The following is a 15,382-nucleotide window of genomic DNA, read 5'->3' on the forward strand; positions in this document are numbered from 1 at the left end:
CTAAAAGCAGACTCAAGATTTAAACCGGGAAACCTAAATTAAATTTGAAGTCTGTTAATTGGTATCAAGCATCAATGTCGCAGGTTATTCCTCAACCCCTAATCCCTATGCGTCGAACCAAAATCATTTGTACTGTTGGGCCTGCTACATCTGCACCTGAAAAACTCCAAGCTTTAGTAGAAGCTGGAATGAATGTAGCGCGATTGAATTTTTCCCACGGAGCCTATGAATTCCATGCCAAAACGGCTCAGTACTTGAGGCAGATTAGTGCTGAGCAACAAAGGCCGATCGCTATTATGCAAGATTTGTGTGGGCCAAAGATCCGTTTGGGTATCTTACCACCAGAAGGGTTAAATGTGGAAGCTGGGAGTGAAGTTACCTTTGTTTTACAAGACAAGGGTGAGAGTATTGACGAATTGCCTTTACCGTTGCCGACTTTGTTTGCAATGGTGCGACCAGGCGAACCAATTTTAATTAATGATGGTCGTGTCAAGTTGATTGTCACCGATCGCGATGCCGATCGCATCCGGGCAGAGGTGAAAATTGGCGGGTTAATTTCCACCCACAAAGGAGTAAACCTGCCACAAACTCCTTTGCCCGTGAGTTCAATCACCGAAAAAGACTTGCTAGATTTGCGTTTTGGGATTCAGTTGGGTGTAGACTGGGTGGCGGTGTCTTTTGTGCGATCGCCACAAGATTTAGAACCCGCTCAAAGGATGATTGAAGCTGCTGGCGCTTCTATCCGCTTAATTGCCAAAATTGAAAGAGCAGAGGCAGTAGAGCAGTTTGACTCCATTTTGAAAGTTGCCGACGGCATCATGATTGCCCGTGGCGATTTGGGTGTGGAAATGCCGATTCATGAAGTCCCTCTGATTCAAAAAGATATCACTCGCCGTTGCAATCAAGCTGGCAAGCCCGTGATTACAGCCACGCAAATGCTAGAGTCGATGATTAGCGCCCCCGACCCCACCCGCGCCGAGGCCACCGATGTTGCTAACTCCATTTTGGATGGTACAGATGCGGTAATGCTTTCTGGTGAAACTGCCGTGGGAGAATATCCCATCGCTGCTGTCGCGATGATGCATAACATTGCCATACGAACAGAACAGGCTTTAGATGAGGGCGGCAGACATTCCTGGTGTCATGAACCTGGTAGTCTCAGCGTCACCGAATCTGTGGCAGAAGCAGTGTGTCGCATCGCTTATGAAACCGGCTCACGGGCAATTCTCTGTAACACAACCTCAGGAAGTACGGCGAGAATGGTGTCAAAATATCGCCCAACTTCTCCAATTATTGCCTTGACTGCTGATGCTACCGCTTACCGCCAGCTAGCGCTTTCCTGGGGAGTTGAACCTTTGTTAATGCCACCAGTGCACAATGCTGAAGAAATGTTTACAAATGTGGTGAACAGAGTCCTAGATTTGGGTCTAGCGAACAAGGGAGATCAGGTCGTGATTACCTCTGGCGTTCCAATTGGTAAATCAGGAACAACCAGTTTAATCAAAGTGCATTCCATTGGACAACCAATTTCTGCATAGGCATCTAGAATAGGGCTGTGGCTCTGGATAGCAAACAAAATTAGGCAATCGTTAAGAAAAATTGCCAGAATCAGAATTGGAGAGACTGGGGACTGGGGATAAGGGGAGATGGGGAGGTAGGGAGATGAGGAGGTGAGGGGCTTGAGAGACAGGGAGCAAAACAGAAAATATATAACTCCTTATGCCTTGCTTCGGAATCTCTAGCTCCACTCAACAGTCAACAGTCAACACTTACTAAGGAATTAAGTAAATCCTAAACAAACATCACGGAGTATTTTATGTCTAAAAGTTTACTAGAGCAATTGCGAGAAATAACTGTTGTGGTTGCAGATACAGGGGATATTCAAGCAATTGAAAAGTTCAAACCCCAAGACGCCACTACAAATCCCTCCCTGATTACAGCTGCGGCGCAGATGCCAGAATATCAGGAAGTTGTCGATCAGACTTTACTTCAGGCAAAAAAAGATGCTGGAGCCGGAGCTACCCAAGAACAAATAGCTTCTCTGGCGTTTGAACGTCTAGCAGTGGCTTTTGGATTGAAGATTTTGCAAATTATTCCTGGTCGCGTGTCTACGGAAGTAGATGCTCGATTGTCCTATGATACTGAAGCGACCGTTGAGAAGGCACGGGAATTAATTGCTCAGTATAAAGCTGCTGGAATTGGCCGCGATCGCGTGTTAATTAAAATTGCCACCACCTGGGAAGGCATTCGCGCTGCGGAAATTCTGGAAAAAGAAGGTATTCATTGTAACCTTACCTTGTTGTTTGGTTTGCACCAAGCGATCGCCTGTGCAGAAGCCGGCGTTACCCTAATTTCTCCCTTCGTTGGTCGGATTCTCGACTGGTACAAAAAAGATACCGGACGCGATAGCTATCCAGCAGCCGAAGATCCAGGAGTTTTGTCGGTCACCAAAATCTACAACTACTACAAAAAATTCGGCTATAAAACCGAAGTCATGGGAGCTAGCTTCCGTAACGTTGGTGAAATTACTGAACTTGCAGGTAGTGATTTGTTGACAATTTCCCCATCGCTTTTGGCGGAATTACACGCAACTATCGGAGATCTACCACGCAAACTCGACCCTGCCAAAGTAGCAAACTTGGAAATTGAAAAATTATCCATTGACAAAGCTGCCTATGACAAGATGCACGCTGCTGACCGCATGGCAAATGAAAAACTAGACGAAGGCATCAAAGGTTTCACTAAGGCACTAGAAGACCTAGAAAAACTTTTGGCAGACAGACTAGTTCGCCTGGAAACAGAGGTTGTAGCAAGTCATTAAAATGTGACAACAATTAATGGTTAGTGGTTAATAGGAAACCACTAACCAATTATTAACTGGCGTTGCATAAAATAGGCTATGATACTTACCCAGATAGGCAAGAAAGCCCGCACAAAAATACAAGGGACAAGCTCTCCTACCCATCCTGCAAATATTCAACGCCAATTAATTTTGGCTCGGATGTCCTTAATACCATTGATGCCTGTAGTCTCGTTGTCGTCTTAACTCCCGTTGTCGTCTTAACTGTATCTCTCGAATATTTTGGTATCGTTCAAACCGTTCCCGTCGTCGGATATTTTGGTATCGTGTAGGGAACTGGCGGCGTCGGATAAATTGATATCGTCCTGAGTCCCGCCGTCTAATAATCTGATATCGTCCTGAGTCCCGCCGCCGAGCAATTAAAAGCTCTGCTTTTCCATTTCCAACTAGGTTAGCCTCTGGCGTCATACTCTGTTCATTAACAGCATTATTTAGAGAAATATCCTTCGCTTGTACTATTGAGGGTGGATACACAAAGGCAAATAACAATAATGCTATCGAGGATAGCTGACTGAAACCTTTCATGCTTTTGCTTCTCTAAAACTTTAGTAATAACTTTATTAAAACACTTTAAAATCAGGAAATTATCGCTCATACAGTTTTTTTAAACTTAATTTGGTATGAAATTATCTATTAAAATTTCATTCTTATGAATGATTGTTAATTAAATAAAACTGTGTAGTTCAATTTTATAACAGCGAGTTAGCAGTTAAAAATTTTCACCTCTGCATCCTTGCCCGTCTGTCTCCATTGCCCCTAATCCCCACTTCATGGGAGCGCCGAGTTCCCCAGTCCCCAGTCACTTTTACGGAGTTAAAAAATCTAAATGTTCTCCAGATAGAAGTTGCATTTCTTTAACAACACCTTGCATTTTTAACTGCCCTTTCTCTAATAGAACCAGAAAGTCTGCACGCAATATAACTCTAGGACGGTGGCTAATCATAATTGTGGTTTTACCTTGTCGGTAATGTAAAAGTTTATCTAATACTTGTGATTCTAATATTGGGTCTAATGCACTAGTAGATTCATCTAAAATTAGTATTGGTGGCTGTGCAACTATTGCTCTGGCCAAGGCTAATCTCTGCTTTTGTCCACCCGAAATATTTACACCAAATTCGCCTAATACAGTTTGGTAATTATCTGGTAATTCGCAGATGAATTCGTCAGCACCAGCAATTTGGCAAGCCCGAACTATTTGTTCAAATGTAGCTTGAGGATAGCTAAAGTGAAAATTCTCTAAAATTGAACGACTCCAGAAGTGGGGTTCTTGCGGTACTAATACTATCTGTTGTCGCCGGCATTCTAAAGATAAATCTTTCTGGTTATAAATACCAAAGCGAATATTACCTGATTGCAAGGGATACAACCCAGCCATCAATTTAGCTAAAGTACTTTTTCCACAGCCAGATTTACCAATCAGTGCTGTGACTTTACCTCCAGGAATAGTTAGGGAAAAGTCTTGTAATAAGTCTGCTCTACCTGTATGGTGAAAGTTAATGTTAGTACAAATAATATCAGTATTACCAGAGATTACTGCCCAAGGCTTCTTTTCTTCATTTTGGTCTTCGGGCGTACTTTCAATTACTTCGGTAATCCGTTGGGTTGCAGTCTGGATTCTGGCAAATTCATCTACAAAACTAATAATTGTAGTAATCAATATATTAAAATTAGCATTCATTGCATTAAATGCTAACAGTTGACCGATACTTAATTCTTGGTTAATAACTAGACTGCTACCAAACCAAAGTATAGCAAGATTTCCAAAACCAGAGACTAATCCCGAAAATACATTATTAATAATACCAATTTGAATAGTACCAAAACTCAGATAAGCCAAATTACCAAAACGGCTTTGAATCTCTTCCCAAGCTTGGGGAGCAGCATTAGCAGTTTTTACAGTCAGTATACCTTTAAAAATCTCTACCAGCATTCCTTGATTTTCGGCTTGTGTAACAAGGAGAGTACGGATTTTTTGCCGTAAAGTAGGCAGAAAGATAATAGTTGATAAAGACATTAATAGGGCGACTATTACAGATAAACTTAGTAACTTTATACTATAAAATACCATAAAAACTAGTGAAATTGCCGTTACAAAAAGCTGACTGGGAATGGCAATAACGACCTGGGAAACCATCTGATTAATTTCTTGAATATCTCGGAGACGGCTAACAATTTCGCCACTACGACGGGTTTCATAGTAAGTAAGAGGAAGGCGCAAAATTTGTCTGCCAAATTCTAAAGTGAGTCCTAACTCTAAACGTTGAGCAAAGTGGGCGATTAAGTTAGACTGTACGAGTGTTAGTGTGCTGGTAAAGAGATTTATCGCTACTACACCAATAGCAACTGTTGTTAAAAGTTGGGTATCTCCTCTAACTAATACATCGTCGGTGAGAATTTGAATTAAAAAAGGAGTTGCAAGGGAAAAGATTCCTATTGCTATGTTAATTAAAATTGCTTCAATTAAAATATGCCGATAAGGTAAAACTCGCGTTAAAAAGCGACTGAAACCCGTAATTTTATCTGATTCTTGTTGATAAAAACCGATTTCATCTGGAAATAACAGTAACATGACGTAATTTGCCCAACCTATAGTTAATTCTTCAAGAGTCAGATAGCGGATACCACTACTAGGATCGGCAATTACATATTTTTTACCTTTTTTTCCATATAAAACTACCCAGTGGTATCCTTTCCAGTGGATAATCGCGGGGAGAGGTGCTTCATGGAGTTTCTCAATTAGTTTTGGTGTAGCCCTGACTGGACGAGCGTTGAACCCAAGGCTTTGGGCACCACGTTTCAAACCCACAAGAGTTGTACCCTGCGCTCCCGTACCAACAGCTTCCCGAACACGAGCGATCGCAAAACTACGTCCGTAATGTTTAGCTATACTGGCAATACACGCTGCTCCACAATCTTCCTCACTATGTTGCAGCACGAGTTGATATTTCATTGTTTCTATAACACTCCTGTTTAATTTGTGAATTTATAAGCATGGCGAAAGTATTAATTGCATCTTGCTTGTTACTTGAGGTACAAGTTATTTTTTCACCCAATCAAATGGTAGTCCTGTATGTCTGACATTGTTCTTGAAATATTACTTGGTATCAATAGATAATAAACTTTAAATAAGTAAATAAGTATTTTTATGTAAATATTAAGAATAATTTAAGATTAAATTATTACTTGATAGATTAAGTACTATGTAATATCATTGATACGAGTGTAAATTTATCTTTAGTTTACCGTAATCAAAAATTATGCCTGAAAACAAACCAGAAGAACCAAATTCACAAGCAATACCCTTCTTTGCCCGATTTTTAGAAGGGCAAAGCTTTGAAGACTTATCTGATGAAGAATCACAAGCGCTTAGTGGTGGAAAATGTGGTGTAACTAAGAAGAAGGCTAATGAAGTCAATCAAACTCTGAAGTATCCATCCGATCAAGAAGATAGCCCAATAGCAACTAAAAAAGCACCTTCTGATTCTGATGAGGCTTATACTAATAAGTATCCTTCAGATGGGGACGATCATAATTTTCCTGTAGAATAACTGCATACTGTTGAGTACATCAAATGGTGCGGTTTTGAAAAATTATCACAATAAAATACTGTTAGCTTTGCCAACCCCATCTAGGGGTTGGCTTCCCATTAAAACTAAGTTCACCTTTTTAATACCTTGCTTCCTTAAAAGTTGACAATAGGGAAAGTATAAAAATTGAATGAAAATATTTTATGCACCTTGAGCGCGATGTAGTTTTATTAATCAGCCACAGTGGTGATTACTTCACAATAGATAGAGTTGCCGAAGCTGTATCCAAACGAGGCGCACAGCCATTTCGTCTTGATACTGATAAGTTTCCAACAGCAGTTCAACTCCAGGCTAATTTAAGCAACTCTGGCAGTAATCATACACTCAAATATAAAGAAAGCTCCTTCAACACCAAGCAAGTACAAGCAGTATGGATGCGGCGAATCTGGCAACCCGATTTAGGTAAAGAATTAGCTCCACAGTTTCAAGCAGCCTGCTCTAATGAATCACTCGCAGTATTAAATGGCTTTTGGGACAGCCTCAGGACAGCTACCTGGGTGGATGATTTACAGCGCATCAGTGCAGCTGAAAACAAGTTGCGTCAACTGCGGGTTGCATCAGAAGTAGGTCTTGTGATACCTCAAACTCTCGTAACCAACAATCCTCAACAAGCACGAGAGTTTTTCCACCAAGTTAACAAAAAAATGGTTGCCAAGCTGCTTAGACCTCTTTCTTATGGTATGCAAGCCTCTTCTTTTTTCATGTACACTAGCGCCGTTAAAGAAGAAGACTTAATTGATGCTGAAACACTGCGTTATTGTCCAGTTGTATTTCAAGAACAAATCCCCAAAGAGTTAGAATTACGCGCAGTGTATGTAAATGGTAATCTGTTTGTTGGGGCGTTAGATGCATCTGAATATGCAGCATCTACTCAAGATTGGCGACGTGGAACAAAAGAAGTTTTGACCTGGCAACCATATCAATTACCTGATAACCTAATTCGTTGTCTAGATGGTTTTATGGCAAGATTTGGACTGGTTTTTGGAGCATTTGACTTAATTAAAACACCATCAGGAGAATATATTTTTTTAGAAATTAATCCTACAGGAGAGTGGGGAATGTTAGAGAGAGATTTAGACTATCCGATTGCATCGGCGATCGCTGATGCGCTACTTGCAAAAAATCCTAAAGATAATACGCATTTTTAAAAATCTAAAACCAACTGATTCATTCTTGAAATGACTGTTTTAATCATTACTCACAGCCAAGACAACGAAAGTATTCCTTTAGTTATTCACGCAATTGAAGCCGAAGGAGGAAAAGCATTTCGTTTTGATACAGACCGATTTCCTACAGAAATACAGCTAGATGTTTATTATGGCAAAACCGAACGGGTTACTCTTAGCGTTGATGACCAAACATTAGATTTAAATGAGGTGTCAGCAGTTTGGTATCGACGCATTGCCATTGGCTCAAAAATCCCTGATATGGATAGACAATTCAGACAAGCTTCACTCAAAGAATCTCGTGTCACCATTCAAGGAATGATTGCCAGTATCAAAGGTTTTCATCTCGACCCTCTGCCGAATATTCGCCGAGCCGAAAATAAGCAATTGCAATTACAAATAGCAAGAAAGATAGGTTTAGATACCCCATACACCCTGACTACAAATAATCCACTGGCAGTAAAGCAATTTGCCCAAGAGTGTCAGCAGGAAATAATTACAAAAATGCTCTCTTCCTTCGCTATTTATGATGAACAAGGACGAGAAAAAGTTGTATTTACAAATCCAATTTCATCTGAGGATTTAGACAACCTCGATGGCCTACGTTTTTGCCCTATGACATTCCAAGAAAAAATTCCCAAAGCATTGGAGTTGCGGACAATTATTGTAGGTAAACGCGTGCTGACGGCTGCGGTTGATTCTCAAGCTTTGGATAAAGCACGTTACGATTGGCGCAAACAGGGAATTGCTTTACTCAATGCTTGGGAGTCACACAGTTTACCTGAAGATGTTGAAGAGAAACTGCTCAAACTAATGGCAGAATTCCGTTTGAATTATGGAGCTATTGATATTATTTTAACTCCTGATAATCGGTATGTATTTCTTGAGGTTAACCCAGTTGGCGAGTTTTTCTGGCTGGAACGCTGTCCTGGCTTACCGATTTCACAGGCGATCGCTGAGGTTTTACAAAATTAATTACACAAGTTACTTTACCCATGTAGGAACAGCTATGTGTCAAAATAATCACAGTTGAAGTATTGAATTCTAAAATGGCTGATGCAAACTTACCTTTACCTGCTGTTTCCGATTCCAACGCAGAGATGGTAACTAATCCCGAATTTCTCCGTCCAGCTAATCCTAATGAATTTTTGCCTCCTATCAATAATTGGACAACTGTCGGCGGCATAGTTCTACTTACCATTTTTGCTGCAAGCATTATCCTGGCAAGCGTTCTTAAATATAAAATTACAGTCAAAGTCCCGGCGACTGTTCGCCCTGCTGGAGAACTGCGTTTAGTACAAGCAGCAACAGAAGGAACGATTAAAAGCATTGCTGTGCAGACAAATCAGCCAGTGAAAAAAGGAGATATTATTGCCTTGATAGACGATAATCGTCTTCAAACTCAAAAAAGCCAATTGCAAACGAATATTCAGCAAGCCAAACTGCAACTATCTCAACTTGATGCCCAAATTCTAGCGTTAGATGGGCAAATAGTAGCAGAAAGCGATCGCACTAACCGAGTTATTGCCTCAGCTAAAGCTGAACTCAATCGCAGTCAACGTGATATTCAAGACAGGCGAACCACTTCAATTGCCGAAGTCAGGGAAGCTAAAGCAAATTTAAGCCAAGCTCACAAGGAATTACAAAAAACTCAAACACAGTTAAAATCAGCAATAGCGAATTTAAAGTCTAGCGATGCTTCCCTAAGAGCAGCAAAAGCCAAGCGAGACAGATATCAACCTTTACTCCAAACCGGCTCGATTTCTCAGGATCAATTTCAAGAAGTGCAGCTAGCTGTTGAACAACAAGAACAACTTTTAGAATCTCAAAAAGCTAGTGTAGAAGAACAACAACAAGCAATTCAACAACAACAACAAGCAGTAGAAGCAGCCACAGCTAAATTACAAGCGGTATTGGTTAATCTCAATCCTAACGATGCTGATGTGGCAATTTCTCAGGAGAAGGTTGCTGCTGAAAGTGCTACAGGTAAAGTCAGTTTGGGAAAATTAAATCAAGAACGAGAGCAATTATTACAACAAAAAGTAGAAATTCAAAAGCAATTCAGCCGGGATGAACAAGAACTACAACAAATTCTTCGAGAGATTGCAGATACAGTGATTCGTGCCTCTGCATCTGGTATTATTCAGGAATTAAATTTGCGTAATCCTTCTCAAGTGTTGCGTTCTGGCGATATTGTTGCTCAAATTTCTCCTAACGATTCACCTTTAATAATTAAGGCATTAGTGCAATCTCAAGATATCCGGAAAGTAGAAACAGGTCAACAAGTACAACTGCGGGTTTCTGGTTGTTCTTATACTGAATATGGAACTTTGAAAGGTAAAGTCAGTAGCATTTCTCCAGATGCAATTGTATCTCAACAGGATAAAAATGCCGCTAATTACCAAGTAACTATTCAACCAGAAAAGCTAGTATTAAGAGTTGGCGATCGCCACTGTGCAATTCAATCGGGCATGGAAGGTAGAGCAGATATTATTTCTTCTCAAGAAACAGTGTTACAGTTTCTTTTGAGAAAAGCAAGATTTCTCACAGATATTTAACAAGTGAATTGTTTTTCAACTTTTATATTTATAAATCTTACTACGATGTCCGACTTCCACAGCATTCACCAGTAGAACATCATCAAAATATTGTATATAACGCGATAGTCACCTACTTTAATCCGATAAGCATTTTCTTTACCTTTTAGCTTTTTCAGCCCGTTTGGACGGGGTTCTGTGGCTAAATCATCAATTTTAACTTGTGTCCGTTCTTGAAGTTCTGACGATAATTTTTTTAGTTGTTTTAATGCACCCTGGGAAATTTCAACTTGATAACTCACACAACTTCCTTTTTTGTTCCTGCCTTAAGTTCTTTTTTAGCTTCTTCCCATGACACACTACCGTTAATTTCAACATCTTTTTTAGCTTTTTCATAAGCTTTTAAATCTTCTTCTTCGATTTTTTTAAGTACGGCATAGATTTCGTCTAAGGTACTGTCATAAGCTTGATATAACAGTAAGTTAATATACTTTAATTAATTGTTCGCGCTCTTGTTCAGTTTTCATTTTTAGACCTCTTGAAAATTGTTAATTTGAGAGTTTCTTAATGATAACTGTTGACAATTTAATTTCGTTTTACTTTTTCAAATAGCCAAAATCCTCCAGACGATATTAACAATAACGGTGTCAACCAATCACCCCAACGCACATATAAAGTCTTTGTTTGTCGGCGATAAATTGTTTGGGCATGAGTTTCGTAGGTGTTATATCCAGATATCCACAAAGTTCGCCCGTGAGGATCTATAAAAGCAGAATATCCGGTATTAGTTGCCCGTGCTGACCATCTATCAGTTTCAATTGCCCGCATGATATCCTGTGCGTGATGCTGGAGTGGCATCCACTGAGTATAATGAGCATCATTAGAAGAACTGAGGATAAATTGCCCACCCGCCGCAGCTTGGTAGCGAAACTGTTCTGCAAAAGCAGATTCATAACATATACTAGCGATCGCTCTCCCAAAAGGAGTGTCAAATACCTGATTTGCCGAACCAGGAACTTGATGTGCATCCAAAGGCGATAACCGCTGAATTATTCCACCTAAAATTCCTTCAAAGGGAATATATTCTCCCAAAGGTACTAATTTCGCTTTGTCGTAGCGGCTGACAATTTCACCTTCACTATCAAAAGTAAATAAGCTAATTGTATAGCTGCGTCCCCGTTCGCCAAAAGCGCCAATCCAAGCAACTACAAGTTTTTCCTTCACTGCTGCAACTAAGGCAGTTGCCATCAAGTCACGCTGGAAAATAGGTAAGGCTCCTTCTGCGGTGAGAACTGCATCTACACCTTGATTTGCTAAAGTTATATATCCAGTAGTGTAGTTTTCTTCGGCGCGACGAAACCCTTCAGAACTCCGCAAAAGTCGGTTAGGAATATTACCTTGCACAATCCCCACTTTCAATGCCGCTTCTGGTGGTTGGGCAATGGGACGGCTGTATAAGATAAAACCTATCAGGTGTAAGGTAACTAATAGTCCGGTGGCAGTAGCTAAGTATTTATTAAACAACCTCACAGACGCAGAGGTAATTTCCTCTGTGTCTGCTGCACTTCTACGGTTTATCCATCCTTCGGCAATCAAGCCATTCACAGCAACTATTGCCCCTGTCACAGTATTAGGCCCAGAAAGTTGACCAAGGTGTACAATCACGAGATTATGCGGGCTTTGAGTGTAAGCAAGAGAAGTCCACCACAGGGGGCCAGCACTCCACAGACTCTCTAACCCGCACCACACTGCTGTACCAATCAGTACACGTAGCCAGGATTTTTGCCCACCTAGACGAACCATTACAGCCGCCCAAATAGTCAGGAATATCCCTCCTAAGACACTAATGAATCCCCAACAAAAAAGTGTGATTGCCAAACTTGGCAACCAAGGAACGCCCAACCAAGTCATGGGATGAATTCCCGTAATCCAAGAGAGGGCGATTCCGTGATAGGCGATACCCCAGAGGAAGGAGGGGGGGATGGGGAGATGGGGGGAAGGGGAGATGTGGGAGGATTGGTTTTTGGATTTGGAGGAAGTAATAACTAATGCCCAAAGGGGAGCTAGGGCAATCCAAGCTAGGAACCATGCGCCGACAGGGGCAACGGTTAGCCCCATTAAAATGCCGCTAGCTAAAGCAATTAAGTAAGGGAGTAAGGAAGTTAACCCCTCCCTGTGTTGTTTACTCTGCTTCTTCCGCATCGCCACTATCAGGTGGAACGATTGCCACTCCGGTAATAGCATCGTCTTCATCTAAACGCTGCACTCTTACCCCAGTTGCCGATCGCGATTGTACCGAAATCGCATTCACCGCTTGACGGATAATAATACCGCGATTGGTGACCATCATAATTTCGTCGTCATCGTTGTTGACAATGCGTAGGGTTGCCAATTGGTCTTTGGTTTTACGGTTTTTAAATTTGGTTGCCATTAAACCTTGACCAGCACGATTTTGCAGGCGGAATTGGGCGACTGGTACGCGCTTACCATATCCTCCCATTGTAATTACCAATACCCAAGGACCAACACTACCGTTGCCAGGTACTTCTGCGGACTCTTCAGTAATTTCAATCTCTTCTGTTTCGATTTCTTCAATTTCCGCTTCTGTAACTGTATCCAAAGTATCGAGAATTGCCGCAGGCAGAATATCCATACCCACCAATTCGTCTTTACTTTTCAACTTCATGGCTTTCACCCCACGAGTAGCCCGACTTAACGGACGCAATTGTTCGTGGTTGCACCTAAAGTGAATCGCCATTCCTTGACGAGAACCAATAATCACGCTGTCTTCTACTCTGGCGCGTCGTACCCACCGCAGTTGGTCACCTTCTTCTAAAGAAATGGCAATCAAGCCATTGGCGCGGATGTGGTTAAAGGCTGCCAATTCGGTTTTCTTAATGTTACCGCCTTTAGTAAGCATCACCAAATATTCTTCGTTGCTAAATTCGTCAACGGGGACGATGGAAGTGATTTTTTCTTCTTTGGGAATCGGTAGCATTTGGACGATGGGTGTACCACGACTGGTACGAGAACCTACGGGAATTTGATAAGCTTTCAGGCAGTAAACTACGCCACGTTCGCTAAAGAATAAAACACTATCGTGGTCGCAGCAAGTTAAGAAATGCTCAACGGTGTCATCATCTTTGACCTTGGCTGCGGCTTTACCTCTGGTAGCACGGCTTTGGGCTTCAAAGGTATTGACGGGCATCCGTTTAATGTAGCCTTGCTTCGTCAGTAAAATTACCGCTTTATCGTTGGCAATTAAGTCACGTTCGTCTATTTCACCTTCCCCTGGTAAAATTACCGTCCGCCGGGGCGTGGCGAAGCTAGTTTTTAATTGGGTGACTTCGGTCTCAATGATTTGCAGCACCCTCTCCCGCTTTGCCAAAATATCTTGCAAGTCGGCAATCTTGGCTTGTAATTCTTCATGTTCTAGACGGATTTTGTCTGCTTCCAAGGCAGTCAACCGCCGTAATTGCATCTGCAAAATAGCATCTGCTTGCACTTCCGAAAGTCCGTAAGTTGCGATTAACTCGCCTTTGGCTGTGGGTGCATCTGGTGCATGGCGAATCAAATTAATAATTGCATCTAAGTGAGACAGGGCAATCAATAACCCTTGTAAAATGTGGTCGCGTTCCTCGGCTTTTCGCAGTTCGTAGCGAGTGCGTCTGGCAATGGATTCAATGCGGAAATCCAAGAAGACGCTTAAGAACTGCTTGAGGGTGAGTACTAGCGGTTCGCTATTCACCAACGCCAGCATGTTTGCGCCGAAGTTGGCTTGCAGTGGGGTTTGTTTGTAGAGGTTGTTTAGAACAACGCGGGGATAAGCATCACGCTTGAGTTCAATCACAACCCGCATTCCATCGCGATCGCTTTCATCTCGGATATCTGCGATGCCCTCTAGCCGCTTTTCATTGACCATTTCGGCGATTTTTTCAATCAGCGCCGCTTTGTTGGTTTGATAGGGCAATTCGGTGATCACAATTGCTTCTCGATCTGGGCGTCCCCGCTGTTCAATGGTTTCAATGCTCGCAACACCGCGCATGGTAATCGAACCACGCCCGGTGGTGTAAGCTTCCCGAATCGCTGCTGTCCCTAAAACTTGTGCCCCAGTAGGAAAGTCGGGGCCATGGACATATTGCATTAATTCGATATCAGTGATTTCTGGATTGTGAATCAGTGCCACCAAACCATCAATTAACTCCCCCAAGTTGTGCGGTGGAATATTGGTTGCCATACCCACGGCAATTCCAGAGGAGCCATTGAGCAGCAGTTGGGGAATCCGGGCTGGTAGCACTGTCGGTTCTTGCTGGGAACCGTCAAAGTTATCGGCGAAGTCTACAGTTTCAGATTCGATGTCGTGCAGTAGACCAGCACTAGTTAAAGCTTTCAAACGGCATTCTGTATACCGCATTGCCGCTGGGGGATCGTTGTCCACCGAACCGAAGTTACCATGCCCGTCAACTAAAGGCGATCGCATGGAAAAATCCTGCGCCATCCGCACCAAGGCATCGTACACAGCCGTGTCACCGTGGGGGTGATATTTACCCAACACTTCCCCCACCACACGGGCACATTTCTTAAACGGGCGATCGTGCAGCAAACCTAGCTCGTGCATTGCATAAAGAATGCGACGATGCACAGGTTTTAGACCATCCCTCGCATCTGGCAGCGCCCGACCCACTATCACGCTCATGGCGTATTCCAGATAAGACTGCGACATTTCGTTTCGCAAGTCTGTCGGGATAATCCTCTCCTGTGAGGTTGTCATAACCTAAAAATCTCCAAAAATCGTAGATTTTAGCTTTTTTAATCGACACAGCACCAAATTATTCTAAATTTCTCTTGAATAATTGCCATATTCTGATATAATTCTATCATGTATTGCCTTTTCCTGCCTGGATAGCTTACTCTAGTATTTAGTTAGCTGTAAGTATAATAAACTACCCTATAATCTAAAGTATAGTCAGCAGAAAACAGTAAACTCAAAGCTTAATTATGTAAATTTACTTAATTCAAATTATAGTTCTGTCAATTAAGATAATTAAGTTAATTGGCATAATGAATTATAAAAACTATTTAATTTTAAATATTCTCAATTAGAGTTGAATTTAGAAAGCATAATGAGACTAAAACCTTTATTCAGTAAGGCTCTTATTTTCCAAGTTTTTTATTAATCAAACCAAAGTGTTACAAAGAAAATGCTGCTAGATAAAGTAGTAGATTTTGGTA

General features: G+C 41.7%; 11 protein-coding genes and 1 pseudogene. 6 read left to right on the top strand and 6 right to left on the bottom strand.

The genetic code is table 11. The annotated features are described in order from the left end of the window. Window positions 1–107: 107 nt before the first annotated feature. Both pyk and FCR06_RS21380 read left to right on the top strand, forming a co-directional pair. The gene (gene pyk, locus FCR06_RS21375; RefSeq protein ID WP_138503303.1) at window positions 108–1,538 is read left to right on the top strand and encodes a pyruvate kinase; all 1,431 of its coding nucleotides are present in this window, start codon (window positions 108–110) and stop codon (window positions 1,536–1,538) included. A gap of 278 nt (window positions 1,539–1,816) precedes the next feature. Beyond that, entirely contained in the window at window positions 1,817–2,821 is a 1,005-nt protein-coding gene (locus FCR06_RS21380) for a transaldolase (protein WP_138503305.1), read from the top strand. A gap of 186 nt (window positions 2,822–3,007) precedes the next feature. Here the strand turns inward: FCR06_RS21380 and FCR06_RS21385 are convergent, their stop codons facing one another. Together FCR06_RS21385 and FCR06_RS21390 are read right to left on the bottom strand one after the other, a co-directional pair. Next, window positions 3,008–3,385, bottom strand: coding sequence for a hypothetical protein (locus FCR06_RS21385; protein ID WP_138503307.1), 378 nt, complete (start codon window positions 3,383–3,385; stop codon window positions 3,008–3,010). Between the two features lie 280 nt (window positions 3,386–3,665). Continuing rightward, complete coding sequence (locus FCR06_RS21390) at window positions 3,666–5,810, bottom strand: peptidase domain-containing ABC transporter (RefSeq protein ID WP_138503309.1); 2,145 nt, start codon at window positions 5,808–5,810, stop codon at window positions 3,666–3,668. A gap of 307 nt (window positions 5,811–6,117) precedes the next feature. On the opposite strand from FCR06_RS21390, the gene FCR06_RS21395 reads away from it, so the two are divergent. The 4 genes from FCR06_RS21395 to FCR06_RS21410 all read left to right on the top strand — a co-directional run bounded on the left by FCR06_RS21395 (window position 6,118) and on the right by FCR06_RS21410 (window position 10,171). Then, a complete protein-coding gene (locus tag FCR06_RS21395; protein WP_138503311.1) occupies window positions 6,118–6,408 on the top strand; it encodes a microviridin/marinostatin family tricyclic proteinase inhibitor in 291 nt (96 codons plus the stop codon). Window positions 6,409–6,590: 182 nt separating this feature from the next. Then, the gene (locus FCR06_RS21400) at window positions 6,591–7,595 is read left to right on the top strand and encodes an MvdC family ATP-grasp ribosomal peptide maturase (protein ID WP_138503313.1); all 1,005 of its coding nucleotides are present in this window, start codon (window positions 6,591–6,593) and stop codon (window positions 7,593–7,595) included. A gap of 30 nt (window positions 7,596–7,625) precedes the next feature. Further along, a complete protein-coding gene (locus FCR06_RS21405; RefSeq protein WP_138503315.1) occupies window positions 7,626–8,588 on the top strand; it encodes an MvdD family ATP-grasp ribosomal peptide maturase in 963 nt (320 codons plus the stop codon). A gap of 74 nt (window positions 8,589–8,662) precedes the next feature. After that, window positions 8,663–10,171, top strand: coding sequence for an HlyD family secretion protein (locus tag FCR06_RS21410; RefSeq protein ID WP_223280213.1), 1,509 nt, complete (start codon window positions 8,663–8,665; stop codon window positions 10,169–10,171). Between the two features lie 65 nt (window positions 10,172–10,236). On the opposite strand, the gene FCR06_RS21415 is transcribed toward FCR06_RS21410, so the two are convergent. The 4 genes and pseudogenes from FCR06_RS21415 to gyrA form a co-directional block, all read right to left on the bottom strand. Then, window positions 10,237–10,452 carry a type II toxin-antitoxin system RelE family toxin gene (locus FCR06_RS21415; RefSeq protein ID WP_223280214.1) on the bottom strand — a complete coding sequence of 72 codons (216 nt, stop codon included), beginning with the start codon at window positions 10,450–10,452 and terminating at the stop codon, window positions 10,237–10,239. Further along, window positions 10,449–10,677 (bottom strand): annotated as a pseudogene (locus FCR06_RS33660) (hypothetical protein). Before FCR06_RS33660 ends, FCR06_RS21415 begins: the two are co-directional and overlap by 4 nt. A 58-nt stretch (window positions 10,678–10,735) precedes the next feature. Then, window positions 10,736–12,352 carry an apolipoprotein N-acyltransferase gene (lnt, locus tag FCR06_RS21425; RefSeq protein ID WP_138503356.1) on the bottom strand — a complete coding sequence of 539 codons (1,617 nt, stop codon included), beginning with the start codon at window positions 12,350–12,352 and terminating at the stop codon, window positions 10,736–10,738. Continuing rightward, entirely contained in the window at window positions 12,333–14,921 is a 2,589-nt protein-coding gene (gyrA, locus tag FCR06_RS21430; RefSeq protein ID WP_138503317.1) for a DNA topoisomerase (ATP-hydrolyzing) subunit A, read from the bottom strand. The genes lnt and gyrA overlap by 20 nt, the downstream gene beginning before the upstream one ends. Window positions 14,922–15,382 lie beyond the last annotated feature (461 nt).

The organism is Nostoc sp. PA-18-2419 (genome assembly GCF_005869855.1).
Lineage (GTDB): Bacteria > Cyanobacteriota > Cyanobacteriia > Cyanobacteriales > Nostocaceae > Nostoc.